The 25,280-nt window shown below is 62.1% G+C and carries 27 protein-coding genes; 8 read left to right on the top strand and 19 right to left on the bottom strand.

Annotated elements, in window-relative coordinates; translation table 11 throughout:
• Positions 1-38: 38 nt before the first annotated feature.
• The 10 genes from H8R02_RS01195 to H8R02_RS01150 all read right to left on the bottom strand — a co-directional run bounded on the left by H8R02_RS01195 (position 39) and on the right by H8R02_RS01150 (position 8,378).
• Positions 39-998, bottom strand: coding sequence for a PDR/VanB family oxidoreductase (locus tag H8R02_RS01195; RefSeq protein WP_187079520.1), 960 nt, complete (start codon positions 996-998; stop codon positions 39-41).
• Between the two features lie 18 nt (positions 999-1,016).
• Positions 1,017-1,406: a bacteriohemerythrin gene (locus H8R02_RS01190; protein WP_187079519.1), complete on the bottom strand. Its 390-nt coding sequence runs from the start codon at positions 1,404-1,406 to the stop codon at positions 1,017-1,019.
• Between the two features lie 301 nt (positions 1,407-1,707).
• Positions 1,708-2,538 carry a hypothetical protein gene (locus tag H8R02_RS01185; RefSeq protein ID WP_187079518.1) on the bottom strand — a complete coding sequence of 277 codons (831 nt, stop codon included), beginning with the start codon at positions 2,536-2,538 and terminating at the stop codon, positions 1,708-1,710.
• Positions 2,539-2,551: 13 nt separating this feature from the next.
• A complete protein-coding gene (locus H8R02_RS01180) occupies positions 2,552-3,337 on the bottom strand; it encodes an SDR family oxidoreductase (protein WP_187079517.1) in 786 nt (261 codons plus the stop codon).
• Between the two features lie 51 nt (positions 3,338-3,388).
• Positions 3,389-4,387 carry a dihydrodipicolinate synthase family protein gene (locus H8R02_RS01175; protein WP_187079516.1) on the bottom strand — a complete coding sequence of 333 codons (999 nt, stop codon included), beginning with the start codon at positions 4,385-4,387 and terminating at the stop codon, positions 3,389-3,391.
• On the bottom strand, positions 4,384-4,995 hold the full coding sequence (locus H8R02_RS01170; RefSeq protein WP_187079515.1) for a 2-hydroxychromene-2-carboxylate isomerase: 612 nt from the start codon (positions 4,993-4,995) through the stop codon (positions 4,384-4,386). The genes H8R02_RS01175 and H8R02_RS01170 overlap by 4 nt, the downstream gene beginning before the upstream one ends.
• A gap of 7 nt (positions 4,996-5,002) precedes the next feature.
• On the bottom strand, positions 5,003-5,491 hold the full coding sequence (locus tag H8R02_RS01165) for an aromatic-ring-hydroxylating dioxygenase subunit beta (protein ID WP_222622300.1): 489 nt from the start codon (positions 5,489-5,491) through the stop codon (positions 5,003-5,005).
• 2 nt (positions 5,492-5,493) lie between these two features.
• The gene (locus H8R02_RS01160; RefSeq protein WP_187079513.1) at positions 5,494-6,777 is read right to left on the bottom strand and encodes an aromatic ring-hydroxylating oxygenase subunit alpha; all 1,284 of its coding nucleotides are present in this window, start codon (positions 6,775-6,777) and stop codon (positions 5,494-5,496) included.
• 4 nt (positions 6,778-6,781) lie between these two features.
• Positions 6,782-7,750 carry a Bug family tripartite tricarboxylate transporter substrate binding protein gene (locus H8R02_RS01155; RefSeq protein ID WP_187079512.1) on the bottom strand — a complete coding sequence of 323 codons (969 nt, stop codon included), beginning with the start codon at positions 7,748-7,750 and terminating at the stop codon, positions 6,782-6,784.
• 10 nt (positions 7,751-7,760) lie between these two features.
• On the bottom strand, positions 7,761-8,378 hold the full coding sequence (locus tag H8R02_RS01150; RefSeq protein ID WP_187079511.1) for a DsbA family protein: 618 nt from the start codon (positions 8,376-8,378) through the stop codon (positions 7,761-7,763).
• Positions 8,379-8,566: 188 nt separating this feature from the next.
• On the opposite strand from H8R02_RS01150, the gene H8R02_RS01145 reads away from it, so the two are divergent.
• The 6 genes from H8R02_RS01145 (at position 8,567) to H8R02_RS01120 (ending at position 13,243) form a co-directional block, all read left to right on the top strand.
• Positions 8,567-9,175, top strand: coding sequence for a 2-hydroxychromene-2-carboxylate isomerase (locus tag H8R02_RS01145; RefSeq protein WP_187079510.1), 609 nt, complete (start codon positions 8,567-8,569; stop codon positions 9,173-9,175).
• Positions 9,159-10,148: a dihydrodipicolinate synthase family protein gene (locus H8R02_RS01140; RefSeq protein ID WP_187079509.1), complete on the top strand. Its 990-nt coding sequence runs from the start codon at positions 9,159-9,161 to the stop codon at positions 10,146-10,148. Before H8R02_RS01145 ends, H8R02_RS01140 begins: the two co-directional genes overlap by 17 nt.
• A gap of 5 nt (positions 10,149-10,153) precedes the next feature.
• A complete protein-coding gene (locus tag H8R02_RS01135; protein WP_187079508.1) occupies positions 10,154-10,411 on the top strand; it encodes a hypothetical protein in 258 nt (85 codons plus the stop codon).
• The gene (locus H8R02_RS01130; RefSeq protein WP_187079507.1) at positions 10,412-11,242 is read left to right on the top strand and encodes a DODA-type extradiol aromatic ring-opening family dioxygenase; all 831 of its coding nucleotides are present in this window, start codon (positions 10,412-10,414) and stop codon (positions 11,240-11,242) included.
• A 9-nt stretch (positions 11,243-11,251) separates the two neighbouring features.
• Positions 11,252-12,223: a PdxA family dehydrogenase gene (locus H8R02_RS01125; RefSeq protein ID WP_187079506.1), complete on the top strand. Its 972-nt coding sequence runs from the start codon at positions 11,252-11,254 to the stop codon at positions 12,221-12,223.
• Positions 12,224-12,313: 90 nt separating this feature from the next.
• On the top strand, positions 12,314-13,243 hold the full coding sequence (locus H8R02_RS01120; RefSeq protein WP_187079505.1) for a LysR substrate-binding domain-containing protein: 930 nt from the start codon (positions 12,314-12,316) through the stop codon (positions 13,241-13,243).
• A gap of 9 nt (positions 13,244-13,252) precedes the next feature.
• On the opposite strand, the gene H8R02_RS01115 is transcribed toward H8R02_RS01120, so the two are convergent.
• From H8R02_RS01115 to H8R02_RS01105, 3 genes are read right to left on the bottom strand one after another with little or no spacing between them, the layout of a single operon-like run.
• On the bottom strand, positions 13,253-13,744 hold the full coding sequence (locus H8R02_RS01115) for an aromatic-ring-hydroxylating dioxygenase subunit beta (protein WP_187079504.1): 492 nt from the start codon (positions 13,742-13,744) through the stop codon (positions 13,253-13,255).
• On the bottom strand, positions 13,744-15,057 hold the full coding sequence (locus H8R02_RS01110; RefSeq protein WP_187079503.1) for an aromatic ring-hydroxylating oxygenase subunit alpha: 1,314 nt from the start codon (positions 15,055-15,057) through the stop codon (positions 13,744-13,746). The genes H8R02_RS01115 and H8R02_RS01110 overlap by 1 nt, the downstream gene beginning before the upstream one ends.
• A gap of 2 nt (positions 15,058-15,059) precedes the next feature.
• On the bottom strand, positions 15,060-16,031 hold the full coding sequence (locus H8R02_RS01105) for a Bug family tripartite tricarboxylate transporter substrate binding protein (protein WP_187079502.1): 972 nt from the start codon (positions 16,029-16,031) through the stop codon (positions 15,060-15,062).
• Positions 16,032-16,308: 277 nt separating this feature from the next.
• Here H8R02_RS01105 and H8R02_RS01100 point away from each other — a divergent pair, with 277 nt between their 5' ends.
• Together H8R02_RS01100 and H8R02_RS01095 are read left to right on the top strand one after the other, a co-directional pair.
• The gene (locus H8R02_RS01100) at positions 16,309-17,757 is read left to right on the top strand and encodes an aldehyde dehydrogenase family protein (RefSeq protein WP_187079501.1); all 1,449 of its coding nucleotides are present in this window, start codon (positions 16,309-16,311) and stop codon (positions 17,755-17,757) included.
• Complete coding sequence (locus tag H8R02_RS01095; protein WP_187079500.1) at positions 17,757-19,406, top strand: FAD-dependent monooxygenase; 1,650 nt, start codon at positions 17,757-17,759, stop codon at positions 19,404-19,406. Before H8R02_RS01100 ends, H8R02_RS01095 begins: the two co-directional genes overlap by 1 nt.
• 10 nt (positions 19,407-19,416) lie before the next feature.
• Here the strand turns inward: H8R02_RS01095 and H8R02_RS01090 are convergent, their stop codons facing one another.
• Genes H8R02_RS01090 through H8R02_RS01065 form a run of 6 tightly spaced genes read right to left on the bottom strand, consistent with a single transcriptional unit; the run spans position 19,417 to position 25,274 of the window.
• Positions 19,417-21,009, bottom strand: coding sequence for a class I adenylate-forming enzyme family protein (locus H8R02_RS01090; protein WP_187079499.1), 1,593 nt, complete (start codon positions 21,007-21,009; stop codon positions 19,417-19,419).
• Positions 21,010-21,036: 27 nt separating this feature from the next.
• A complete protein-coding gene (locus tag H8R02_RS01085; RefSeq protein ID WP_187079498.1) occupies positions 21,037-22,026 on the bottom strand; it encodes a tripartite tricarboxylate transporter substrate-binding protein in 990 nt (329 codons plus the stop codon).
• Between the two features lie 42 nt (positions 22,027-22,068).
• Complete coding sequence (locus H8R02_RS01080) at positions 22,069-22,560, bottom strand: aromatic-ring-hydroxylating dioxygenase subunit beta (RefSeq protein WP_222622299.1); 492 nt, start codon at positions 22,558-22,560, stop codon at positions 22,069-22,071.
• A complete protein-coding gene (locus tag H8R02_RS01075; RefSeq protein WP_187079496.1) occupies positions 22,544-23,860 on the bottom strand; it encodes an aromatic ring-hydroxylating oxygenase subunit alpha in 1,317 nt (438 codons plus the stop codon). Before H8R02_RS01075 ends, H8R02_RS01080 begins: the two co-directional genes overlap by 17 nt.
• The gene (locus H8R02_RS01070) at positions 23,857-24,831 is read right to left on the bottom strand and encodes a Bug family tripartite tricarboxylate transporter substrate binding protein (RefSeq protein WP_187079495.1); all 975 of its coding nucleotides are present in this window, start codon (positions 24,829-24,831) and stop codon (positions 23,857-23,859) included. The genes H8R02_RS01075 and H8R02_RS01070 overlap by 4 nt, the downstream gene beginning before the upstream one ends.
• A complete protein-coding gene (locus H8R02_RS01065) occupies positions 24,828-25,274 on the bottom strand; it encodes a Zn-ribbon domain-containing OB-fold protein (protein ID WP_187079494.1) in 447 nt (148 codons plus the stop codon). The genes H8R02_RS01070 and H8R02_RS01065 overlap by 4 nt, the downstream gene beginning before the upstream one ends.
• Positions 25,275-25,280 lie beyond the last annotated feature (6 nt).

Genomic DNA, 25,280 nt, shown 5'->3' with positions numbered 1-25,280 from the left:
CGTTGCCAGCAGTCCGCCGATCGGCGGATCGGCGTCGCTCAAACGTCCAACACCAGCACGCGCCCCTTGGACCTCGAGCAGCACGGCAGGATCACGTCGTTGCGGGCTTTTTCCTCTTCGGTTAGATACAGGTCCCGATGATCCGGTTCCCCCCGAAGAACTCGCGTGAGGCAGGTACCGCACACACCTTGTTCACAGGAGGTCGGCACGTAAATGCCTGCAGCGCCGAGTGCCTGGACGATCGACTGGTCTCCAGGTACTTCGATCACGGCGCCGGAACTTGCCACCACGACCTCGAACGGTGGACATGCCGAATCGCCGCCGAGCGGCGCGCCGGCGAAGAACTCGAAATGCAGTGAATCTTCGCTCCATCCCATGCCACGTGCCTGCGCAAGGACTGCATCCATGAACCCTTTCGGTCCGCAGACATACAGGTGCTTGCCATCCATCGGCGCTGAAAGGACCTCTTCCAAGCGAATGCGCTGGGTGACGTCTTGGTCGTCGAAATGGTAGTGCACACGATCCGAGAACGCGGATGCGGCAATCCGGCCGCGAAAGGCCGTCTGACTTTCGCTGCGGGTGCAGTAGTGCAGGTCGAAGTCCGCCGCGAGTAGAGAAAGGCGCTCCGCCATGCAGAGCAACGGAGTGATCCCGATGCCACCCGCGAGCAGCACCGAGCTTTTCGCCTCCGGCACCAAGTGAAAATGATTTCGCGGAACGCTGATCTCGACTTTGTCCCCAACCTTGAGCCCATGCATCGCGACGGAGCCGCCGCGGCTGTTGGGGTCCCGAAGAACCCCGACGGTGTAGTGGCCCGCACTGTCTTGCGGATTGCACAAGGAGTACTGACGGGTAAGACCATTGGGCAAGTGCACATCGATGTGGGCACCCGCAGAAAACGCAGGCAGGGGATCACCTTGGGCCGCGACCAGGTCCACCGTGCAGATGGTGTCCGTTTCCTCGGTGCGTGACGCGACGATCGCCCAGCGTGTGTCCAACCCTGTTTCCTCCTGCTCTCACTCCACCGAGCGGATTCGGCTCCGATGGAAAACGACTGGCTTGCCGCCATAGGCACGCTTGCACATCCACGCCGCCAACGCAGAGTCCAGGAAGTCGAGATGGCCTGGAAACCATCGCGCGAGCTCGGCAACGAATGCCGGTGCAGCATCGAAGTTTCCCATTCGCGACATGCTCAGAACGTCCTCGGCAGAGCGGAGCACCGCCGCATGTTCATCCATATGGCACGCCCGCGGCGGAAAGTCAGTCTCCACCATCCATTCGTCTTCATCCCTGAAGTGGCTTACCAAGTGCGACTTGAGCGTCTCAAGGGCAGCTAAGTCCAGATTCGTGCCACGACTGAGGAGGTCTGACAGCAGCGTGGCGAATTCATCGTGCGTGCGATCCATGGGATCGAAGCCGACATGTGCTAGTTCGAACGAATTTTCCGTAGAGTCGTGGGGTGCGTTACTGGCTGGCGAAGACACCGCCAAATTGTATTTCCGAAAAGTGGGTGAATGTCGAACACGTGCCGAAGGTCGAAGCGTTTGTGCGGTCATCGAACAAATTCCATTGAATGGTTAATCAACGCGCCGAGTGCCGCCGACAATATGGCCGGACGGGACTCAAGGGCTACATGGAAGCTGTCACGATGTTCCTGCCACCTGTTGCCAGACCTGCCTAAACTGCCCTGCATCGAAGCGTCGATTGCTACCGAAACGGGTTGAATGTTCGCCGCGACTGTGCGCAGGCGCTTATTCGCGCCATCAGCGTCGGCGTGGCGAGCAACTCCAGCTCGCCGACCGGCTGCGCTGCCATTGTCATCCGCGTCGAGGCCCCAGCCTGCCTTGCAAGCTCATCGAATTCGGCCCGCAATTGCGAAGCGATGTCCACATTGCCGGCGAAGATGACGTGGGCGCAAGGAGGCTTCACTGCAAACGCACTGACAGGAATCAGAGCGGGGCAGCGCAAGAGCTTTCCAAGGCTGGGGAACTCGCCCTCTAGGAATGCCTGGCTCTCGCCGAAACCATGCCACGCCGGAAGGTCCAGGAGTTGCACTACGCCGTGCTGCTGCTCGATCCACCCAGTGAGCGCCAATTCCTGAACTCGTGGACTGGATGCGGTCACCGCCCAAGCAGGAAGACGGTCCCTCGCGGCGCTGTCCAGCAGCAGCACGGAGTGCGCGGCGCTCATCGGGCCGCGAATCTCCAGAAAGCTCCACCCGCTCCACACCGCCGCGTGCCTTGCGAATTCCGCGGCGTCGTGGACTGCCAGCATTTCGCCAGCATCCAGGCCTATCTCGAAGGTGGCTGCATTGACCCGATGGTCCGTACGCACGTAGCTTTCGAGGTGCTGCGGATCTGCCTGCGGGTCTGACTCCATCTCGCAGAGCACCCGCTCGACGCCCGCACTGCTTCCGGTCAACTGCCAAAGGCGCAACATCGATTGCGCGGTGATTGCGGCCCGCTCGTAATCCCAGCTGTCGTGGGTCAGAACCTCGACGCCCCAGCGAAACAGGAGATCAGCCGCTACGGGGTGCACTCGTTCTCGCGGATCAAATGGATGCGATGGCGCCGCCGTCCACACGCAGGATGGTTCCCGTGATGTACGAGGCGCGGGCGCTTGCAAGAAACGCAGCAGCGGCCGCATATTCCTCGGGGGTGCCATAGCGTTTGGCGGGTATGGCACCTTCATTCGAATCGACGACGCTCTGGACCGGCAAGTCCTTCTTGCCGGCGGTGAATTCGTCGAGAAAGCGCAGCCTGTCGGTGAGAATCTTCCCCGGCACCAGGATGTTGGCAGTGATGCCGTGCTTCGCGACCTCGGTCGCAAGAGTCTTGGACCAGTTGACCAGTGCCGCGCGCAAGGTGTTGGACATGGCTAGCGCCGGAATGGGCGACACGACTCCGGACGATGTGGTCGTCAAGATCCGCCCCCAGCGCTGCTCGCGCATATGCGGCAGGGCACGGTCGGTGATTTTGATGACGGGCAGAACCATGGCATCGAACTGGGTTCGCCATACCTCTGCGCTCTGGCCCTCCGCGGTACTGGGCGGAGGGCCTCCTGTGTTGTTGACCAGGATGTCGACACGGCCCAGTGAACGCTCGATCGTTGCGAAGCGCGATTCGATGACGTCCAGATCCGAAAGGTCCCAGCCGATGACGCAGGCTTGTCCACCAGCCGCCGCGATCGATTGGGATGTACGTTCCAGGGCATCGATCCTGCGGCCTGCCAGCGCGACCTTGGCCCCTTCAGCTGCCAGTTCGCGTGCTATCGCCGCGCCCAATCCGCTACCGGCACCGAAAACCAATGCGGTCTTGTCGCGAAGTCCGAAATCCATGGCGTGCCCCGTGATGAACTTGGGCCGATTCTAGGCGCCGGGCGGGCCGGTTCACGCGAAGAAAGTGCCATCGCGGACCTGCTGCGCCAGTTCAGCCCAGCGCTGCCCGGACTTCTGGGCGCCTTCCAGAAGACCGGTAGGCAACTCGTGGTAGGGGCGGCGAGCCGGTCCTGCATTCATCCATCCCCCCGCATTGGCGCGCGCCTTCTCCAGTCCCACGTTGTAGCGCGCGAATTCTGCAAAGCCGCCGGGCGGCATGAAGAGCGCCGACGCGGCTGCCGCAGCATCAGACAGTTTGCGCGCTCGCTGCCAGTCGCCGGTCCCGCGTGCCTTTGCAACCTCGTCGCGCAGGCTGGTCACCAGCTCAGGCCCGCAGACGGCGCCCCCGCTCCAGAACGCTGTGCAGAAGTCTGGCTCCATCCGGGCGGCGCCATAGTAGTCGTTGTTGACAGGCAGGAACCGAATGCGCCGTTTGCTCGCGTTGATGTCCCTTAGAAGCGTTCCGATACCGAGATACTTCGCACAGATCACCTGCGGAATTTCGGCAACCTGTGCCCAGAAAGCGGCGGGATAGTCGAAGCGAAACGCTTCCGCGTTCGCATAGACGCAGATTGCCGTTTCGGGGCAGGCGTTCGCAACGTCGCGGTAGAAGTCCACCGCCATTCGCAGCGTCGGCGGGCACCACATCGGCAACCCGAGCATCGTGCCATCGGCGCCGAGCTTGCGAACGGCACGCGTATGCTCGATGGTCTCGCGCGTGCTGAGCGTGGTCGTCCCCGCAAAGAACGGTACCCGGCCGCGTGCTGCTTCCACCGCCGCGCCGACGAAGGCCTGCTTCTCGTCCCAGCTCAGCGTTGCGCATTCTCCGAGTGTCCCCAAGCTCATGATGCCATCGACGCCTGCCTGGATGAGCGCATCGACCGTGCGGGCCGTTTCATCCAGATCGACCGTATCGCGAGCGAGCGGATCGTCGGCACCCTCGCGTGCGGGTGTCGGCATGATCACCCATGCACCGCGAATGTCGTCCAGGGACAAGGTATTTCGACTCATGATTCACCTCTTGATCGGCAGCCCTCGGCAGCCAATGCCTCTTCCAGAAAGTCCAAGCGGTCGTTCCCCCAGAACATCTGTTCGCCAAAGGTCATGATGGGCACACCGAACACACCGATTTCCCAGGCGGCGTTCTGCGACGCCTCGAACTTGTCCTTCAAGAGCGGCTCTTCCACCGCGCGGAGAAATCCGTCGGCATCCAGGCCGCAAGTGATGCACGTATCACGGATCAACATTTCGTCATCTGGATCGCCGCCCAGGCCCCAGACGCGGTAAAACGCGGCGTCCACGTAAGCTTGGGCCACGCCGGCTTCCTTCGCCAGCAGCAATCCGGTATTGAGGCGGGGTGCCTTGAAACTCGCCGGATCGGCCATGGGGATGCCGTAACGTGACGCCCACGCCAATCGATCGCGGCGAATGAAGCGTGCCTTGTCGGCAATGCTGCGGGTCGACGGGGCAGTGTTGCCGGTCGCCAGTTTTGCGCGCTGGACGTCCAGTGGCCGGTGATCGATCACCGCGCCGTATCTGGCGGCGATTGCCGGCAACTGGCTGTTCGCAAGGTAAGCGAACGGACTGATGAAATCGAGGTAAAAACCAATCTGCTGCATCGCGGATTCAAACGTGATAGATGTCCAGCACGGTATCGATCACGTCGTTCATCAGGACGATCTTCTTGCGGTCGATGCGCCACCGGTCTGTGTCCCGGACGATCGAATACTCGTATGAGCCGAACAACGTCGATACCTGAGCGAACCGGCATGCCATGACCTGCCAGTTCGCACGAACCTCCAGACGCGCATCGTCTCGCTGCGCGATCCGCACGTTGGTGACCATGTGAGTCGTGCGCGGCAATGGCACTGACGCAGCGGAGAGGCCGGCCGTGATGCGCGCAACGCGCTCTTCCAGCCGCGCACGCCCCTTGAAATACAACAACGAAATTTCCCGCGTGGGTTCCGTCACGAGCGTCAGTTCGTCGCGCCAAGCAGGAATCCAGTATTCGCACTCCGGCGTGAAGAGGCCGAGCCAATCGTTCCACCTGCGTTCGTCCAGGCTTGCCGCCTCGGCAAAGAGAAGTTCACGCGCTTGGTCCAGTGCGGATTCCACGGTCACTCGCCCTCCTGCATTGCTGCCAGCCAGCGGCGATAGAAGCCGTGGTACATCGTTTCGTCCTGCGCGTCGTCGCCCTGCTTTTGCACGCCCGCCCTCGTCGCCCCGCGGTCATAGCCGTGGCGAATCTCCGGCGCAGTCTCGCAACCCCGTTGGACCTGCTCGAACACGGCGAGGTCGTCCGGCGTCGCGAACCCGCTGGCATTGAAGAAATCCTCGAATTGGCGCACGCGCTTCTCGCGTGCCGCCGCTGGCTCTCCCCGGGGCGCGAAGCAATAGCTGCGTACCTCCGTCAGGTCGGGCGCAAGCGGCACGATCACGCGGATCTGCGTCGAGTTCTGATCCATCAACTGGACATTCGGGAACAGTGAAAGATTGCGTTGGCGTTCGACCATCCAGCGCGCTCGATCGGGGCCTACGCGTTCGGCGAGCGCGTCGCGCTGTTCCCACAGGGGGCGGTCGGACGGAGCGGCGCTGACCAACCACAACAGCATGTGGCCCTGACCCAAGTCGTGCCATCCGGCCTCCTTGCCCCAAGCCTTCTGGTCGAATCCGGTGCGAACGTTGTCGTGGATCCCGCTCTTTTGCGCGCGAATCTGTCTCTGCTGCAGGATACGCACGTAGTTGTTGTGCACCACCGGGAAGTGATATGCGTCGACGCCGTTTTCGACCTGGAGCTTCCAGTTCCCGTGAAATCGATACGCCGCGCTGCCGGCCACCACCTCCAGCCCATCGGGCGCCTGGTCAACAAGCAGGTCGATGAAGAACTTTGCCTCCCCGAGGTGTTGGTCAAGAGGAGCTACGTTGTTTGCCAGCGCGCCGAAGACGAAACCCCGGTACACCTGGACGTGCGAGAGGGCCTTGAGGTCGACATCCGCGGCGTCGAAAGCCTCCGAATAAGCGCCGGTTTCCCGCCCTTTGACAAGGCGATTCTTGCCGCTCGAATCGAAACTCCAACCGTGATACGGGCAGGTCAGCATGCGCCTGTTGCCTGCAGCCGTGCGCACCAGCGCCGAGCCGCGATGGGGACACGCGTTCAGGAAAGCTCGAACCACCCCGTCGCCCCCGCGTGCCACGATGACCGACCGACGGCCTAAGGACACGTTCACGAAATCATCCGGCTGCGGCAGTTGGCTTTCATGAGCGAGATAGACCCATCCTCCTTCGAAGATGGCCGCCATCTCGCGGTCGAATACATCGTGATCCGTGAAGATGCTGCGTTCTACGAGAAATCGGCCAGGGGGTCCGCCATCCTGAACCAGGCCATCGATGCGGGATTTCAACTCTTCACTCCACCGCGATTCCGGATGCCTTGACGATTTCGGCCATCTTTGCGACTTCGACTCGTAGGAAGTCCGAGAACTCCTTGGGAGAACTACCCACGACGACTTGCCCGAGTCCATCGAGCCGCTGCTGGAGTTCAGGGGCGGCGAGCGTTGCGCGAATCTCGCGGTTCAGCCGGTCAACGATCGGCTGCGGCGTCCCTGCAGGCGCGAGGATTCCAAACCATGCTTCAATGTCATATTGAGGCACGCCGCTCTCGGCGATGGTCGGAACGTCCGGAAGTAGAGGCATGCGGCGTTTGCCCGTTACCGCCAAGGGCCGCAATGTCCCGGCATTGATGTAGGGGAGCGCCGAGGCGACATCGCTGAACATGAGCTGGATGCTTCCTCCGACGAGATCGGTCTGAGCGAGCGACGCGCCCTTGTAGGGCACGTGCAGCAGTTCGACGCCCGCCTTGTGGTTGAACAGCTCTCCCGCCAAGTGAAGGATGGTCCCATTGCCGGACGAGCCGTAGCTGAGCTTACTTGGATTGGCTTTCGCATACGCAACCAGTTCTCGGACATTCTTGGCAGAAACCGTCTTGTTGGCCACAAGCACATGGGGGCCTGACGTGACCTGCGTCACCGGCGAAAAGTCTTTCAACGTGTCGTAGCGACGCGCCTTGAAGAGACTCATGTTCGTTGCGATTCCGGTGGTCGCAAATATCAGCGTATAGCCATCCGCCGGCGATTTCGCCACGGCCTCATACGCGATGTTGCCACCGGCCCCCAGCTTGTTCTCGACCACGACCGACTGGCCGAGCCGGGTGCCGAGTTGCTGGGCAATGCCCCGAGCCACGATGTCCGGCGCACCGCCCGGCGCAAAGGGAACAACCAGGCGGATCGTCTTTGCGGGATAGTCTTGGGCGAATGCGGTCGACCCCAACACCGACAGCGAGCACGCCAACGTAGCCAGCCAAAGAAACGGTCTCATGCGATCTCCTTCAGTTTGACGATAGCGCGGAAATGGCCGTCGCAGACTCTTCAATGCGCATCCGCTCGGCCACTTGGTCCAATCGGTCATTGCCCCACCAGAGTTCACCGTGCAGAACGAACGTCGGCGTGCCGAAGACACCGGCCGCGCGCGCGCGCGCAAGGCAATCATGCAACTGGCATTCGGCTTCGGCCGAGCGGGAATAGTCGATCAAGCTTCCGGCGGGCCATGACAAGCGGGAACAGACGAGGTTCAGGAAGTCGCCGTTTGGATCAATGCTGCCGGGCGCGCAATTCCGAAGGACCGCGCGCAGGTAGTCCCTTTCAATACCGCGCTGCCGCGCAAGAAACACGCCGGCATTCAGCGCGCGGGCGAAGGCAACTGGCGGCTGAAGGTCGGAAATTCCGTCGCGTCTGGCCCACCGTGCAACGTCCTCGCGCACATAGCGTGCCTTCTGTGGGAGATCCCCGAGAGGCGGACCATCGTTGCCGGCGCCGCGCTTCACGGCCTCGACGTCCACGGGGTGCCAAGCCACAGGGTGGCTTGCGAACCCGGGATGCGTCAGCAAGCGGTGGACCGACAGCAGGCTATACGGACAGGCAAAATCGAAGAAGCAGTCCAGCGTCATGGTCGCGCCGACTCTACGGCCGACAAGGCGTGCCACGAAGGATCGTTTGGTTATCTCGCCATGCCTGCGGGTTATGGTCCGGGTGTCCCATAACGGGGGATGCTAGGGCGATAACGATCGGTTCCTGTGCAGCGCGAAACGACCGCCCGAGAATCCCCAGCACCATCAGAAGCCCAGGGCGAACTCCCGTGCCGGTCCAAGTCGAATTCGTCTTTGATTTTCTCAGCCCTTATGCCTACCTTGCGCGGTTCGGCCTCACGCGACTGGCTGACCGCTACGGCGCGCAGATCGCGTACACGGCGGTGGATCTGCAAGTACTCAAGCGGCTGGTTGGCAATACCGGGCCTGCCAACCGGGACATTCCCGTCAAGCACCGCCACCTGAGGCTGGACTTGAAGCGATGGGCCGATCTCTACCGCGTGCCTTTTGTCCCGCCTTCCGGCTACGGTTCGGGGCCGCTGAATTGCGGTGCCTTCTTTTCCGCCGACGCTGGCGCGGTCGCTCGCTACGTGGAACTGGCTTGGGACGAAGTGTGGGGAAAGGGCGGAAACATGGCCGATGACAAGCTGCTTGCACGGGTAGCTGCGAGGATGGGCTGGAATCAGGCCGAGTTTCTGGACTTCGTCAACTCCCCGGCAGCGGCCGACCGCCTGCGAAAGCAGACCGATATGTCCGCCGACCGAGGCATTTTCGGCGTACCGTCGATGCTGATCGATGGGGAGATGTGGTGGGGCAACGACCGGCTGCAGTTTGTTGAAGAGTATCTGAAGAAAGGGTCCCATGCCGAAAAAGCGTGATCGTCTGCAAGCGAGTGATGTTCAAGGCGCATGGGCGATCCTGCCCACGCCGGCAACTCCCGACGCGTCGGATTGGAGGTCTGAAAGAACGGTGAGGGTCGACGAAGCCACACGCGCGGCCGAAGCAATGATCGCCGCCGGGATCGACGGAATCCTCACGTTGGGAACGTTCGGCGAAGGTGCCACGCTCACCTGGGAGGAAAAGGTTGAATTCATGGGCGCCCTGGCCGAAACGGTTCGGGGACGGATTCCGCTGTTCGGGGGAACGACCAGCCTGAATACCCGCGAGACCGTGCGCCAGACGAAGGCGGCTTCCGAGCTGGGCCTCGACGGCACGATGCTTGGCGTACCCATGTGGTGCAAGTCCGATCTGCCCACCGCGGTTGGTTTCTTCCGCGACGTCGCCGAGGCTGTGCCAGACATGGCAATTTGCATGTATGCCAATGTGGAAGCCTTCAAGTTCGAGTTTCCCAGGCCCTTCTGGGCGCAGGTCTCCGAGATTCCGCAGGTCATCTGTGCGAAATACCTCAACATCTCGCAGCTGATGACCGACATCAAGTTGACGAAGGGGCGCATCCGGTTCCTGACGACCGAAGGCGATCACTACCCCGCCGCAAGGATCGATCCCGAGGAGTGCACGGCGTTCTGGACAAGCGGGGCATGCTGCGACCCCAAGGTGTCCGTGATGCTTCGCGATGAGGTGCGGGCAGCGAAGCGCTCCAACGACTGGACACGCGCCAAATCGATCGCCGACGACGTCAAGGCCGCCAACGCCACGTTGTTCCCGCGGGGCGACATCGCTGAATTCGCGAAATACAACATCGGCCTGGAAAAGGCACGCATCGACGCGGCAGGGTGGATGCAGGCCGGCCCGTGCCGGCCTCCCTATCATCTCGTTCCTGAAGAGTTTCTGGCGGGTGCCCGCAAGGCTGGGCTGGCTTGGGCGGAACTCGGACGCAAATACGGAGGTTGACGGCCATGAGCACACATTCGATGGAGCAGGCGCTTTACGACATTTCCACCGCGCCGCCCAATGCGCAGAGATTCAAGGAGAACCCCCGGGCTTTTCTCTCCGCCTATGCGCTGGAGCGTGAAGAGGAGCTGATCATCCTGGAGATGAACGTTGCGGAAATGATCCGCCGTTCCCTGAACCCCATGCTGGCCATGCGCGCTTTCCAGAGCGTCGAGGGGCGCGACCAGATGCCCGAGTATCTTCGTCGAATCCAGGGGACTTGAATGGCAACAATCGTCGCCGGCTTCTGCGTGCCGCACGACCCGCTGATTACCGGCAAACCGGACGCCGCGAGCCCGCAGCAGTCGGGCGCCGTTCATGCAGCATTCGCTCATGTGCGTAGCAGGCTCGAGGAACGGGAAGTGGATACCGTCGTCGTGATCGGCGACGACCATTACGCGATGTTCTCGCCGGGATGCCTTCCGTCCATCCTCATCGGAATAGGCGACCTGCAGGGTCCCCTGGAGCCGGAATCCTTCCTGCGGATACCGCAGCGGCGTGTACCCAATCATCCGGCCATGGCAGAACACATCATGTCGTTCGGCTTCGATAAAGGGTTCGACTGGGCGGTGGCAAAGACGCTCAAGCTGGACCACTCCACCATGGTTCCGATCCATCTGGCCGTACCCGAGGCCGTTCGGACGATCCCGGTGTACATTGGATGTGGAGTGGTTCCTTTCATCCGCAGCCAGCGGTGCAGGGAGCTCGGTCGGATGCTGCTTGACGCAATCTCCGCCTGGCCAGGCAAGGAACGCGTTGCGATCCTTGGTACAGGCGGAATCAGCCACTGGGTCGGGATGGCGGATTATGGCCGCGTCAACGAGGAGTTCGACAGGGGGGTTCTCGAAATGGTCGCCAACGGCGACATCGAGGGGCTCATTCGCATGAGCGATGAGCACATCCTCGGACATGCCGGCAACGGCGCGCTGGAGCTCAAGAACTGGATCGTTGCCATGTCGGCGATGCCGGAACTCAAACCGCGCATCATCGCCTACGAGCCCGTCGAGCCGTGGATCACCGGGCTCGGGTTTGCGGAGCTGGGCGCGACTGCCTGAGGTAGCCACATGCGAACAAGACCCATCGTTGCGACCACCATTGGAGATCCCTGCGGGATCGGACCCGAAATCGTGGTCAAGGCATTGGCCAAGGGGATTCCTGACGCCGACCACCTTCTGATTGGGGACGCGCGAGCAGTCGCCAGTGCGGTCGAGCTCACGAAGTCATCCTTCGAGGTGCGAGCTGTCGGCAGCTTCGAGGATGCGCGCTTCCATCCCGGATGCCTGACCGTCCTGGACCCCGGAACCCTGGATGCTTCAGACATCACCGTCGGCCGTCTTTCGGCTTCGTGCGGCCGCGCGACGGTGGACTGGTGGGACATTGCGACGTCGCTGGCGCGCGCCAAGGCCGTCGATGCAATCGTCAAGGGGCCCGTCAACAGCGAGGCCATACGGCTGTCCGGGAGGGTCGCGCAAGGCGCGGTACAGGCCGGAAGAACCTTTCTATTTTTGATCACCGGTCCTCTTCGAGTGGTGCATCTGACCGACCACATTCCGTTGCGAGACGTGTTTGGCCACATCACACGACAGTCCGTGCTCGACCTGATCCGGCTGACAGACCGTTCTCTGCGCAGCTGGGGCATGACGGCGCCGCGGATCGGCGTGGCGGGTATCAACCCCCACGCGTATGGAGAAGAGGAGAAGGTGCACATCGAACCGGCGATCGCGGACGCCAGGGCCGAAGGCATCGTCGTGGATGGGCCTGTGTCGCCCGACACCTTGTTCCGCCTTGGCACCGAGGGTGTTTACGATTGCATCGTCGCGCACTATCACGACCAAGGACATATCGCGGTGAAGACATGGCGATTCGAGGGCAACTGCGCCCTCATCCTGGGCGAGCCCTTCATTAGGGTCTCGGTCGCTCACGGCACCGCATTCGACATCGCGGGCAAGGGAAGTGCCGACGCTCGCAGCATGGTATCGGCAATCGAGACGGCGACCTCGCTGGCCGCGGGCCGCGGTTTTGCGGCAGCAGGTTGAGCAGAAGGTCGCAATCTCGCGTCATCTAGAATCGGCGCAAGCGTGCGAAGTCGGGATTCCCTGACTACGCCGCAGCGAAGAACCTGCCCGATGACGCTAACCCAGCTGCGGTATCTCGTTGCTATCGTCGACCACGGCTTCAACATCTCGAAGGCCGCCAACGCCGTTCACACTTCGCAGCCCGGGGTCAGCAAACAGATTCGCCTGCTGGAAGCTGAACTGGGCATCAACATCCTCGAACGCAGCGCCGGCCGCATCGTCGGCCTGACCGAGCAAGGGTTGAACGTCGCCGAGTCGGCCAAGGCGATCCTCAAGGAAGCCAACCGCCTCAGAGCGATGGGCGAAGACGTTCTTCAGCAGGACGTCGGCGAGCTGCGCATTGCATGTCTTCATGCGCACGCGGTTTCCGTCCTACCCGGCGCGGTCGTCGCCGTGCAAAAGGCATTTCCCGAAGTCAGTGTGCAGGTTCAGCAGGCCTCGGCCGCCCGGTGCTACGAGCTGCTCAAGTCAGGCGACATCGACTTCGGCATCACGATCGAGCAGCCACCCGCTCCCTACCAACTCATGTCGATACCTCTCGGGTCGAGCCCTCGGATCCTCCTCGTCCCGGAGGGGCACGAATTGCTCGGCAAGGGGCCGGTCGCGCTGCAGGATATTGCGGCACACCGGATGCTGATCTCCCGCGACACCGGCGCGAACTGGGATGTCATGCGTGAGATCCACCGCCAAGGCATCGAGTTGCGCCCGACGGTTTCGTTGACCGATGGCGCCGTAATCAAGGCTTTCGTACGTGCGGGTGCAGGCATCGCGATCATTTCGAGTGCTTCGTTCGACGAGCGCGAAGACGCGGCACTGCGGGCGATCGACATTGGGCATATCTTCGGGCCCGGACAGACGTTCGCGGTGTTCGACCCGTTCCGGTATATGCGCGGCTTCGGCTATCACTTCATCGAACAGTTGGCACCCCATTGGACGCGACAAAAAGTCGAATCGGAGATCCGAAGCTTCATCTATGCGTGATGGGCCTCATTACAGCAGGTAGATGTCGAGGACGGTCGGGATGACGTCATTCATCAGCAGGATTTTTTTCTTGCGGATGGCCCATCCCGCAGCCGAGTTCGATCGTTCGATGAGGTATTCATATCGACCCCAGAACACTGTTGTCTTGCCGTCGCGCCAGCTGTTCACCTGCCAGTTCGCTTCACAAGCGACCGTGTCATCGGCGCTTGCGACACACAGCACATTGGTCACGAAATGGCAGGTCCTGGGCTGCGGCTCCGAGGCCAGCGAGCGTTCGAGCCGCAAGCGGAAGACGCGGTCTTCCAAGCCCTGGCGCGAGTCGTAATAGATCAGCGACAGTTCATTGTCCGGGTTGCTCGTGGGTCGCGACCCGTCCCATGCCGGAACCCAATACTCGACATCGGAGGCCATCAGGGCGAGCCACTCGTCCCATCGCCGCTCGTCGACGAGTTTCGCTTCCAGGACCAGCAGGCGCGAGATTTCTTGTTCCAGGTCCGCCATCATTCCTCCTGCAGGAAACCGGCCCACGCCCGGTACATTCCGACGTAGATTCCTTCGTCGTGAATCCACGACCCACTGGACACAGGCTCGATGCCGAGCTCCCGTGCGAAGGAGTTTGCTCCTTGGACCTGATGTCTGGCGCCCCGGCTGAGGTCGCTGCTTGCTGCGGCGCGCGCATGGAACGCACGCTGCGAACGGTTGAAGAGTTCGAGGTCGTCCGGTGTGGCCATGCCGCTCGGGTTGAAAAAATCCTCATAGAAGCGCAGCCGCTTGCGGCGATCCGCGCCGGACTCGCCCTTGGGCGCGATCGCAAGGCCGGTCACCTCCGTGTGGTCGACCGTCACGGGGCGCAACGTTCTCAGCTGCGTGCTCATCTGGTCCATGATCATGAGGTTCGGGAAAATAAGCAGGTTGCGCAGTCGCCCGACCGCCCACTTTGCGCGCGTCGCCCCCATCCGCGCTTCGAAATCTGGCAACTGGTCGTAGTTGAACCGGTCTTCAGGGTTGTCCCAGTCGCGCCAGATCATCACATGACCGCGCCCGAAGTCGAAGTAGCCTCCGGCCATCTTCGCGGCATCGTGGCGCACGGCCATCGAGGTAACCTGGCCTCCTGCGGAATTGGACTTCTTGCGGTTGTCGATCGTGGCCGAGAAGTTTCCATGCACGACAGGCGCGTGATAACCATCAACCGCGTTTTCCGCCTGGAGCTTCCAGTTGCCCTCGTAGGTATAGGTGGATCGACCCTTCAGGACCTCCCAGCCCGCGGGAGATTGGTCCATCAGCAGGTCGATGGCGACCGCGGCATCGCCGAGGTGTTCCCTGAGTGGCATCACATCCGGATCGAGCGACGCAAAGATCAAGCCCTTGTAGGCCTCGACTCGTGGAACCGCCTGGAGGCCAAGAGCCTCCTTGTGGTGGGACGGCGGATATGCGCCGAGCTTCTCGGCAGTGATTCCGAGCAGTTCGCCCCGTGTGTTGAAGCTCCATGCGTGGTACGGACACACGATGTTGCGCACCGTGCCAGACGGCTCCGCCAAGAGGAGCGCCCCGCGGTGCGAGCAAGCATTCAGGAAGCCGCGCAGCTGACCCCCCTCATCCCGCATCAGGATGACCGGCTGGCGTCCGATGTGCGCGGTGACGTAGTCGCGCGCGTTCGGTAACTGGCTTTCGTGGGCCACGTAGAGCCAGTTGCGGTGCCACAGCCGCTCCATCTCCAGCTCGAAAATCGCAGGGTCCGTATACACCTTGCGGTCGAGCCGCGCGAGGCCGTCGGCATCGACTCTGAGCATCTCACCGGCGGCGTTACCAGGCATGGCTATTCCTCCAGCACGAGGCCGGAAGCCTTGATGAGGGGAACCCACTTGTCGCGGTCGGCCTTGATGATGCGCTCGAACTCGGCCGGAGTCGTTCCTGTCGGGGTGTAGAAGATGGCTTTGAGCCGTTCGACAACTTCCGGGTCTTTCGCTGCCTCGGCGATTTCCTTCGCCAGCGACTGGACAAGGGATGCAGGAGTTTTTGCCGGGGCGAAGAAGCCGAACCAGCCGGCGCCCTTGACATCGGGGTATCCGAGCTCGGCGAACGTCGGAACCTGGGGGAGGTAGGGAGATCGTCTCGCGCCGGCTGTGGCGAGGATCTTGGCACCGCGCGCGCGCACCTGGGCATCCAGAGTGTCGATACCCGCGGGAACCTGGCTGGACATGAGGTCATTGGTTAGCGGCGCGGAGCCCTTGTATCCAATGTGCGTCAAATCTACCTTGATGGAGCGGGCGAACTCCAACCCCAGGAAGTGCGCCAGGCCGCCGACCGCGGGCGAACCGAAGGAGGCGTTCTTCGGATCTGTCCGCACCCATGAAATGTAGTCCTTGAGGTTATTCACCGGCGCATTGGGCGCCGCAGCATAGGCGAGTTCGTATTCGATCACGTGCGACACGGGAATGAAGTCGGCGACGGGATCGAAGCCAGGTGACTTCCATACGCTCGGCCCGATCACCATCGTCGCGATATTCGTCATCAGTAACGTCAACCCGTCGGGCGGAGCACGCCTGACGAATTGAGTCGCCACGCGACCGCTGGCGCCCGCCCGGTTGTCCACGATCACCGGCTGACCTGTCGCGCCTGACAGGCGCTTGCCGATGAGGCGAGTGGCGATGTCCGCGATGCCCCCTGCCGGATAGCTGACGACAAGCCGGATCGTGCGGTCCTGGGCCGATGCGTTGAAAGGAAATGCGGATGCCACCACTGCGGCGCTGCTGGTTACTTGCAGCAAGGACCTTCTGGAAAGAGCCATGATGTCTCCTTAAAAACATGCTTGAGAAACTGCGGCGTCGGTGCGACAACGACTCGCCCCTCCTCAACTTACGCAGGGCCGGGTTCCAACGCGGTTTCGCGACAGCGCCATCGTAGAAAACCACGCAAATCCGTCAAAGCGTCATTAGTTATTCGCGTATGACGGAAAGTTATCCGCCGATTCAGGCTGCCGTGCATAACTCTCGGATATTCCACCATAACGACGCGTTCCTGTTCTTGGGTGCCACGGGGACGTAACGTGGCGCTTTCGAGAAAACATGATGAACCCCCACGCGTACCTCTGGATCGACGGCGAGTGGACCGGCGAGAGCCCGGCATCCTCTTCCTGCGGCGAGTGCATCGACCCTTCGAGTGGCGAAAGGGCGGCGACCTTCGCCCCTGCGGCAAGGCAGCACGTCGAAGCGGCCATCTCGGCGGCGCGACGAGCCTTCGACAGCACGGACTGGGCCCGTGCACCTCGGGTGCGCGCGCAGGTTCTTCTCGACTTTGCGAACTGCCTCGCCGCACGAAAGCAAGAGATTGAGAAGTTGCTGACGCTCGTCAACGGCAAACTCCTGCGGGAGTCGGCCGGCGAGATGGGAGCTGCCATCTCGGAGCTCAGGTATTACGCGGGTATTGCCCGCAACCTGTTTGGGCGGATCGTCGAAACCGAACCCGGCTGTTATTCGCACCTTGCGCGCGAGGCCCTGGGCGTCTGCGCCATCATTCTTCCGTGGAATGCACCAATCGCGCTGCTGGCGCGGTCGCTGGCCCCCGCGCTCGCCGCCGGCTGTACGGTCGTCATCAAGGCCGCGCCGCAAACGTCGCCTGTGACGTCGCAGGTCCTTGCCTGTCTCGAGAGCGCCGGGTTGCCTCGCGGAGTGGTGAACGTGTTCACCGAAACAGGTTCGGACGGCGCCGAACTGCTGGTTCAGTCTCCGGCCGTCGACGGCATCAGCTTCACCGGATCCAATGCGATCGGCAAGAAGATCATGGCGGCGGCTTCCGGCACCATGAAGCGGCTGTCGCTCGAGCTCGGCGGCAAGTCGCCCTCGATCATTTTCGGTGACGCGGATTTGGCGAGAGCGGTGTCGATCCTGACTGCAGCGTCTACCGTGATGGCGGGACAAATGTGCACAGCGGCGACGCGCGTGCTGGTTCATGAATCGATCGCGGCCGAGATGCGGCAGGCGTTCAAGGCTGCCCTCGGGTCCGTCCGGGTGGGTGCCGGCGCGGATCCCGCGTCCCAGATGGGCCCCTTGATCGACGTCCGCAGCCGCGACCGCGTCGCCGGAATCATCGAGCAGGCGGCCGATGAGGCGCAGATGCTGCTCAGGGGCGCGCCGCTTGCCGGCATGCCTGGCGGGGCATTCCTGACCCCTACGCTGGTCGAAGTGAAAGACACCGGTTCGGCGTTGATCCAGGAAGAGGTCTTCGGGCCCTTGCTGGTCTTCGAGACGTTCTCAGACGAGGACGAGGCGATCGAGAAGTCGAACGCCACTCGTTACGGGCTCGCGGCGAGCGTCTGGAGCGGCGATCGGGCGCGCGCGCAGCGCGTGGCCGCGCGGTTGGCGACCGGCACGGTCTGGATCAACAGTTACAACAAGCTGATGGCCGAGGCGGAGACAGGGGGCTATCGCGAGAGCGGGCTGGGACGCCTGCACGGGCTGGAGGCCATGAACGATTTCATGCAGACCAAGCACATCTACTACGAAGACCAGGTTTGATGGAACCGAAAGCACAACGCGCGTCCGAACGAGGCCGCCGGCTGACACCGAAGCCCTTCGATACCGACGTCGTCCTGGTGGGGGGCGGGCCCGTGGGAACCGGCTTGGCCATCGAACTGGCCCAGCGCGGCGTGCGCTGCATCCTCGTTGAGCGCTACGAAATGCCTCAACCGATCCCCAAGGGCCAGAACCTCACGCAGCGGACGATGGAGCACTTCCACTTCTGGGGAGTCGAAGAGCAAGTGCGGCAGGCACGGACGATTCCGCCCGAATATGGAATCGGCGGTTTGACGGCTTATGGAACTCTACTGGGTGAGTACTCTTACGACTGGCTTCAGCGGGAGCGTGTCCAACAGTACTACTTCTGCCGGAACGAGCGGCTGCCCCAGTATGCGACCGAGGCGGCATTGCGAAAACGTCTCGCACAGCTTGAGAGTGCGAAGACGATGTACGGCTGGAGCGCCGATGCGGTCCGTCAGGGCAATGACGGTGTCGAAGTCGACGTCGTCGCGAGAGGCGACGGGGAGAGGCGCACGTTGCGCGCCAAGTATGTAGTCGGCTGCGACGGCAGCCGATCCGTGATTCGACAGCTCGGCGGGATCTCGCAGACGCTCTCCGATCACGACCGGACCATGGTGCTGCTCGTCTTCCGCTCGACCGGCCTGCACGATCTGCTGGCGCGATATCCCGGCAAGTCCTACTACAACGTGCTGCAACCCGAGCTCGAGGGCTATTGGAAATTCTTCGGCCGAGTGGACCTCGGCAGCACCTGGTTCTTCCACGCTCCGGTTCCCGCGGGTACAACGAGCGACAACTTCGATTTCCGGCAATACCTGATCGATGCAGTAGGGGCACCGTTCGATGTCGAATTCCGGCACATCGGTTTCTGGGATTTGAGGTTCGCGCTGGCCGATAGGTACCGCAACGGCCGGGTATTCATTGCAGGCGACGCGGCGCACAGCCATCCTCCTTATGGCGGTTATGGCGTCAATACGGGTTTGGAAGACGCGCGAAACCTCGGGTGGAAGATCGCAGCCGATTTGCAAGGTTGGGCGGGCCCGCACCTGCTGGACTCTTATGAACAAGAGCGCAGGGCAGTGTTTGAATCGACGGCCCGTGACTTCATTGCGAAATCGATCGAAGAGGACCGCAAGTTTCTGAGGCGGTTCGACCCGAAAAAGGACCGAGACGCATTCGAGAGAGCGTGGTCGGACCGGGCGTCAGGCGCATCCGACGAGGTGAACGCGTTCGAGCCGAACTACGAGGGTTCGATGATCGTCTGCGGCGCGGAGAGGAATGCCGGGGGCAGTGCGGTGGGAAGCCACGCCTTCAAGGCTCGGCCCGGACACCACATGGCGCCGGCGGCGCTGTCTTCGGGCAAGAACGCATTCGAGAGTCTCGGAGAAGCCTTCACTCTCTTCGGCTTCGGCGCAGAGAATGAGGAACTCGATGCGTTTGGGATCCAGGCTCAGGCGATGCGCGTGCCGCTGCGCGTGGTCCCGGTATCGGCAGAGGGGGAGGCGAGCCGCTTCGAGTCTCGCCTGATGCTCGTACGGCCGGACCACTTCGTGGCCTGGAGCGGAAACTGCGCGGGCGCAGACGCCGCTAGACGCATTCTTGAGCAGTCGGTGGGAATGATCATGCGTTGAGTCGCGCGGGTTACCCCTCGCGCCATCGTGTTTCAGAAATCACCCACGGAAACTGCTCGGGTTTCGCGAGGACCTGCTGCTTGAGAAGCAGCTTGTTTGTCTTGCCGGTGCTTGCCTTCGGAATTTCAGGCATGAAAACAAAGGCCTTGGGACATTCTGGCTTGCTCAGTCTCTGCTGGCAGAACGCGAGCAGGTCCGTCGCATCGGCCGCAGCGGGTTCCTCCAGACGCCGCTGCACAACGGCGACAACCGCTTCGCCCCACTCGGGATGGGGCACGCCGAATACAGCGACATCGGCCACGGCTGGATGCTGTGAAAGGACCGCTTCGACCATGGCGGGAAAGACGTTGACCGCTCCGGTGATGATCAAGAACTTCTTTCGGTCCAGCAGGTACAGATAGCCCCGACTGTCCACCCGTCCGATATCGTTCGTACAAAGCCAGTCGCCCCGCATAACCTCTGCCGTCTGCGTGGGAAGATTCAAGTAGCCTTTCATGACCCCTTGTCCCCGAATCCAGATCTCGCCGCGCTGGCCGGCGGGAACGACGTTGCCCTGCTCGTCGCGAACAGTCAGTTCATAAGTGACGCCGACGCGGCCCGCGGAGCCCAGCAGTTCCGGCTCGTGTGCCAGTGCATACCGGTGATCCGCTTCAGTGAGATGCGTGACCCATCCCGCCTCTGTCATGCCGTAGGCCTGCAGCATTTCGCAGCCGAAGGTTTCGTAAGCGTCGCGGATCAGGCCGGGTGTGGCGGGCGCCGACCCATACGAAATGACGCGCAGAGACGAAGTGTCTCGCGGGTTTGCACGCTGTTCCTGGATCGCCCTGCGCATCATCGTGGGAACGAGTGACGCCGCCGTCACACGAAACCGCTCGACGTCAAGCAAGTAGGACGCCACGTCGAAGTCGCCGTCGGGAATGACATGGGTCATGCCATTTCCCAGGCCCAGGACGAGCATGATCACCGTCATCCAGGACGATTGGCCGGCCATGTAGAACACGTCGTCCGTCCGCAGGCCACGGCCGACGATGGACTGGAAAATTGTGTTGGACACGGAGCCGTTCGTGATCACCACGCCCTTCGGCTTGCCTGTGGTGCCAGAAGTGTAGGTAAAGAGCAAGGGATCGTCAGCGTCGAGCGCTGGCAGGGTCGGCGCCACGTCCTGGTTGACCAAGGCATCGTAGTCGCAGGCCAGTCCGTGCGCGCCTGCATACCCGACGAGACGGATGTCCGCCGACTCGAGCTCGTGGCGCAGCGGCCCGAGGAGGTGAACGCAAGAGGCCTGAACGAGCAGGACGCGAGCGCCGCTGTCATGCAGCACGTGCGAGAGCTCGGCGGGCGGATAACGCCAGTTGACCCCGACACGAACAGCGCCGATCTTCATGCATGCCATAAAGTGCTCGTAAATCTCAACGCATTCATGGCTGAGGATGGCGACTGCATCGCCTTTCGCAACACCCATTGATTGCAGCCCTGCAGCGAGCTTGTCGGATCGAGCGTCCATCTCTTGCCACGTGCGGGAAATGTTGCCGCAGTGATAGGCAGCCTTGCAAGGGTAGGCGGCCGCGCAATTCCGGATCAGATCGCGGGGAAGCATGAGCATCGTTGTCTCAAGACTGCGGGGTAGCCTTTACTTTCGAGACGCGTCGGGCGAACCTGCCCGGATCTTGCGGACAACCCCGGTCCACTTGGAAGTCTCCGATGCGATCAGCGCGTCGAACTCTTCCGGCGAGGAAAGCTTCGGCTCCATGAAGAGCTGCATGATGGCCTCTCGCAAATCTCCGGACTGCATTGCCTTGTTGAGTTCGCGGTAGATGCGCTGAACGATATCGGTTGGCGTCGCTTTGGGGACCACCAAGCCCATCATTCCACTCGCAACGAACGACGGTACCGTTTCCGAGGCCAAGGGATAGTCAGGCGCCAGCTTGGAGCGGCCGCTCCCCGCCAAAGCAAGCACCTTGAGTCGCTTGGCCTGAACCAGCTGCATGTCTGCAGCAGTGAGCGGATCGAACGAAAGGTCGATTCGGCCCGGGATGAGATCGTTCTTGACATCTTGCGCGCCCTTGTAGGGCACGAATCTCAACGATGCGCCCGTCAGCGTGTTGAGGAACTCCCCCGCGAGGTGCCCTCCGGTCCCCGGCACGGTCGCGAAAGTGATTTCTCCGGGCTTCTTCTTCGAAAGCGCAATCAGTTCGGCCAGGTTGTTCGCCTCGAGCTTGGGCGTGGCGAGGATTGCGATGTGAAGATCGACGATCTGTGTCACGCCGCGCAGGTCGCGAATTGCGTCGTAAGGCAGCTGGCCCTCGAACCAGGAGGGATTGGTCACATGGGCCATGGTGACGATGCCCATCGTATAGCCGTCAGGTGCTGCCTTCGCGACGGCGGCTGTCCCGATTTGAGTTGCGGCGCCTGGACGGTAGTCGATGATCACCGGTTGCTTCCACGCGGAGCGAAGCCGCTCCGCAATGACGCGCGCGAGCACGTCCCCAGGGCCGCCTGTCGAGAACGGCACGACGATGTGGATAGGGCGGTTCGGGTAGCCGCCCGCGTCCTGCGCGAGGAGCTGCGGTGCGCAGCAAAGGGACGACAGCAGTGTGAGAACTTGAAACAACAACTTCATGGAATTTCTCCGCGGTGGGGGATGGCTAGCTCGGGCGAGGCTTCAGATAATGAATGCAAGGCTCGGCAGCGGTTCGCTGGCATTCACCAACGTCACTTTCTTGAAAAACATCAGCAGTCCGGAGCCCTTTCTCCGGATCCGGTATTCGGCGCGGCCCGGCCAGACCAGCAGCTGGCCGGTCGACTGGACCCTCAGCTCGTACAGCACAAAATTGCATCCGGCCTCGAACTCGTCCACCGCAGCCTTTCGAATCTGGATGTTCGACAGTACTCGCCGCATGGGCGACGCCGGGGACTGCGCCGGCCGTTTACCCGTCGCGAGCTGCTTGATCCGGTTCGCCAGTCTTTGGCGGTTGTCGCGAGTGATCGAAATCTGGCTGGCAGGATTCTCGCTTCCGTCACCTAGTGGAACCCAGTAGAGCATGTCATCATCGACCAGTGACTCCCATTCGAAGTACCTGGCCTCGTCGGCGAGTCGCGCTTCCTCAAAAAGGAACTGCTCGACCTCCACGCGTTCTTCAATGGTCGGCGCCATCAATCAACCCTCCGCTTCGCTGCATGACATCGACATAGTGCTTCCAGAAGCCCCTGTTGCTCACCTCGTCCGTACCGTGGCTCACCACGACGCCATCCCTGTACTCCTCGCGGTTGAGACCGCGGCTGAGGTCGAGCCATCCCCCTCGTCCGGACATCGCCATCTGCTGCAGCTCTGACACGACGCTGTCGTCGGGCAACAGAAATGCCGATGGTCCCATCGCGCCTTCGGACTGCCGGATGAACCGCGTGTTCAGACTCTCCTCTACGCCGTCCAGGAGAATGGGCGTGTGCCATTGCACGCACGCATTCGCCGACAAAGGCTGAAAGATGACGACATTCGTTTCGCCGATGAAGAGGTTGGGAAAAATGGAAGCGTGCGGCGGACCTTCCAGCAGGATTTTTCTGGCCTCGGTGTCTCCGTAAGCGCGCCCCATCTCTGCGACGTAATTCGGCAGTCGCTCCTCGCTCGACCCGAGCCATTCCAGAGGCTTCGTGTAGCGCTTGGCGAAATTCAGCTCCACATGGCCGCCTCCCCAGTCGATGGTTTCGGCGACGCGCTCCTTTTCCTGTGCCATCGCGCTGTCGTATTGAGTCCTGAACACCTTGAAGAACGATGAGTGCAGGGCCGTCGCGTGATAGCCGTCCGTCGCGTTCTCGGGCAGCATTTTCCAATTGCACGACATGTGGTGCCGCACCCACCCCGCCGTGAGGCGGAGCTTGCCGGCCGGAGACATCCGGGCTGCGCGGTCGAGGATTCGTGCGCCGCGGCCCAGATGCGCGGAAAGCGGTCCCGCTTCGGCGGAGAAACTCGCGAATACGAACCCCTGATGGCTGTCGACGAGTTCAGGGCGAGCCAGATTCAGTGCGGCGCGGTCCGCGGCAAAGCCACTCGGGAACGGGAAGGACTTCAATTCGCCCGAAAGCGTGAATGTCCAGTTGTGGTAACTGCACGCGAGGACTTTCGCATTTCCGCGGTCCGCTTTGCGCAACATGTTTCCTCGGTGCGTGCACCGGTTGCAGAGAACGCGAACGGTACCGTCCAGATCTCGCACCATCAGGACGGGCTCCAATCCGATTGTGCGTGTGACGAAATCTCCGGCGTTGGGGACCTCCGACTCGTGCCCGACGTAGACCCAGCCTTCATAGAAGATCCGGCGCAGTTCCTCGTTGAACACCTCGTCACTGGTGTAAACGCTGCTGTGGATCCGGTCGCGAAGCACCAGCGACCGATAGTCCGCATGAAAGGCTTCCCGGGGGGGCGAATCCCCGTTCCGCGGGGACTGGATTTGCGGCTTCATTGCGGTTTGAGGTTGAGAGTTCGCACCAACGATGCCCAGAGCTTGCGTTCGCGCTGGAGCGAACTTCTGAACGCCTCCGGCGTGCTCCCTTCAAATTCGACCGCCTGAGCGGCGAAGTCGCGGTTCAGCGCCGGATCCTCGAGTGCCTGTCGAACGGCGGCTGCAATCTGTTCCGTCAGAAGCTTGGGCATCCCTTCCGGGCCCGCGAGTCCGAACCAGACTTCGACCACGTAGTCGCGCAGACCGGCTTCGGCGATGGTCGGAACATCGGGAGCCGCAGCCGAGCGGCGTCCGCTGGTCACCGCCAGAAGCTTGAGTCTGCCGTCCTTGACAAGCGGAAGGCTGCCGACCGCGGGAAAGAACACGAGCTGGAGCGTACCGTTCATCAGGTCGATGTTGGTCTGCGAAGTGCCTTTGTAGGGCACGTGCGTCATCCGGATACCGGCCATCTGGTTGAACAGTTCCACCGCGAGGTGTGAGGAACTGCCTTCGCCATTGGACCCGTAAGCCAGTGCTCCTGGCTTCGACTTGGCCAACGCAATCAGCTCCGGGATGGAGTTCGCAGGAAGTTTCGGTTCTGTCAGGACGAAGAATGGTGAGGTGGCGACAGTGCTGATCAGCGTGAACTTGTCGGCGTCATAAGGGATCGCCTTTTGCAATAAGGGGTTGAGGATCAGGTTCGTAGGGCTTGCGAGCAGCAGCGTGTGACCATCCGGTGCTGAGCGGCCCATAGCGGCAGTCGCGGGAATCTGGTTGCCGCCCGGCTGGTTTTCGACGACAAAAGGCTGCCCCGTCTTCGCAGAGAGCCGCAAAGCCAACGCTCTCGCGATTCCATCGCCGATGCCGCCCGGCGGGTAGGGAACGATCAGCTTCACCGGGCGGGAGGGCCAGCCTTGAGCGTGCGCAAAGCCGCTTGCAGCGAAGCAGGCTACGACCAGCGGGAAAACAAGCCATCGGGCAAGACGTGTCATGGTGTCTCCAGGTTATTTGCGACGCCGGATCGATGCGCCGGCTCTTCGGGAACGAAGTAGGGCAACCAGGTGTCGTTGGCCGATTCGAACGCAACGACCAGAGGCATGCCTGGATGCGGTCCGCGACGGCGTTCGTCGCGGAATCCGGCGATGAGGTGCGGTCCCTCGGCCAAAGCCACCAGGACCACGTCGTAGGGAACGTGTGACTCGAATGCAGGGTGATAGGCCAGATGGACTCGTGTATGGGTATAGACCACGCCGCGGCCGCTCGCCGGTTGCCACTCCACCGCATGCCTGCAGGTGCGGCAACGATAGCTGCCGAGTGCGTAAAGACCGCAGTGGACGCAACGCTGCACGAGCAGTCGTCGATCGCGCAGCGCCTGGAAAAACGGCGTGCTGGCCGAGTCGGGCTGCGGAAATGGTTTGGTGGGCGTGGAGGGCATCGAACG

It is taken from the genome of Ramlibacter albus, assembly GCF_014297445.1.
Taxonomy (GTDB): Bacteria; Pseudomonadota; Gammaproteobacteria; order Burkholderiales; family Burkholderiaceae_C; genus Ramlibacter; species Ramlibacter albus.
This window is presented reverse-complemented; position numbering and strand designations above follow the sequence as displayed.

Excerpts from the sequence above, each read along its gene's own strand:
- H8R02_RS01190 (WP_187079519.1), bottom strand. The coding sequence starts at position 1,406 with ATGGATCGCACGCACGATGAATTCGCCACGCTGCTGTCAGACCTCCTC.
- H8R02_RS01180 (WP_187079517.1), bottom strand. The coding sequence starts at position 3,337 with ATGGATTTCGGACTTCGCGACAAGACCGCATTGGTTTTCGGTGCCGGT.
- H8R02_RS01175 (WP_187079516.1), bottom strand. The coding sequence starts at position 4,387 with ATGAGTCGAAATACCTTGTCCCTGGACGACATTCGCGGTGCATGGGTG.
- H8R02_RS01170 (WP_187079515.1), bottom strand. The coding sequence starts at position 4,995 with ATGCAGCAGATTGGTTTTTACCTCGATTTCATCAGTCCGTTCGCTTAC.
- H8R02_RS01155 (WP_187079512.1), bottom strand. The coding sequence starts at position 7,750 with ATGAGACCGTTTCTTTGGCTGGCTACGTTGGCGTGCTCGCTGTCGGTG.
- H8R02_RS01150 (WP_187079511.1), bottom strand. The coding sequence starts at position 8,378 with ATGACGCTGGACTGCTTCTTCGATTTTGCCTGTCCGTATAGCCTGCTG.
- H8R02_RS01140 (WP_187079509.1), top strand. The coding sequence starts at position 9,159 with ATGCCGAAAAAGCGTGATCGTCTGCAAGCGAGTGATGTTCAAGGCGCA.
- H8R02_RS01135 (WP_187079508.1), top strand. The coding sequence starts at position 10,154 with ATGAGCACACATTCGATGGAGCAGGCGCTTTACGACATTTCCACCGCG.
- H8R02_RS01130 (WP_187079507.1), top strand. The coding sequence starts at position 10,412 with ATGGCAACAATCGTCGCCGGCTTCTGCGTGCCGCACGACCCGCTGATT.
- H8R02_RS01125 (WP_187079506.1), top strand. The coding sequence starts at position 11,252 with ATGCGAACAAGACCCATCGTTGCGACCACCATTGGAGATCCCTGCGGG.
- H8R02_RS01120 (WP_187079505.1), top strand. The coding sequence starts at position 12,314 with ATGACGCTAACCCAGCTGCGGTATCTCGTTGCTATCGTCGACCACGGC.
- H8R02_RS01115 (WP_187079504.1), bottom strand. The coding sequence starts at position 13,744 with ATGGCGGACCTGGAACAAGAAATCTCGCGCCTGCTGGTCCTGGAAGCG.
- H8R02_RS01110 (WP_187079503.1), bottom strand. The coding sequence starts at position 15,057 with ATGCCTGGTAACGCCGCCGGTGAGATGCTCAGAGTCGATGCCGACGGC.
- H8R02_RS01105 (WP_187079502.1), bottom strand. The coding sequence starts at position 16,031 with ATGGCTCTTTCCAGAAGGTCCTTGCTGCAAGTAACCAGCAGCGCCGCA.
- H8R02_RS01100 (WP_187079501.1), top strand. The coding sequence starts at position 16,309 with ATGATGAACCCCCACGCGTACCTCTGGATCGACGGCGAGTGGACCGGC.
- H8R02_RS01095 (WP_187079500.1), top strand. The coding sequence starts at position 17,757 with ATGGAACCGAAAGCACAACGCGCGTCCGAACGAGGCCGCCGGCTGACA.
- H8R02_RS01090 (WP_187079499.1), bottom strand. The coding sequence starts at position 21,009 with ATGCTCATGCTTCCCCGCGATCTGATCCGGAATTGCGCGGCCGCCTAC.
- H8R02_RS01085 (WP_187079498.1), bottom strand. The coding sequence starts at position 22,026 with ATGAAGTTGTTGTTTCAAGTTCTCACACTGCTGTCGTCCCTTTGCTGC.
- H8R02_RS01080 (WP_222622299.1), bottom strand. The coding sequence starts at position 22,560 with ATGGCGCCGACCATTGAAGAACGCGTGGAGGTCGAGCAGTTCCTTTTT.
- H8R02_RS01075 (WP_187079496.1), bottom strand. The coding sequence starts at position 23,860 with ATGAAGCCGCAAATCCAGTCCCCGCGGAACGGGGATTCGCCCCCCCGG.
- H8R02_RS01070 (WP_187079495.1), bottom strand. The coding sequence starts at position 24,831 with ATGACACGTCTTGCCCGATGGCTTGTTTTCCCGCTGGTCGTAGCCTGC.
- H8R02_RS01065 (WP_187079494.1), bottom strand. The coding sequence starts at position 25,274 with ATGCCCTCCACGCCCACCAAACCATTTCCGCAGCCCGACTCGGCCAGC.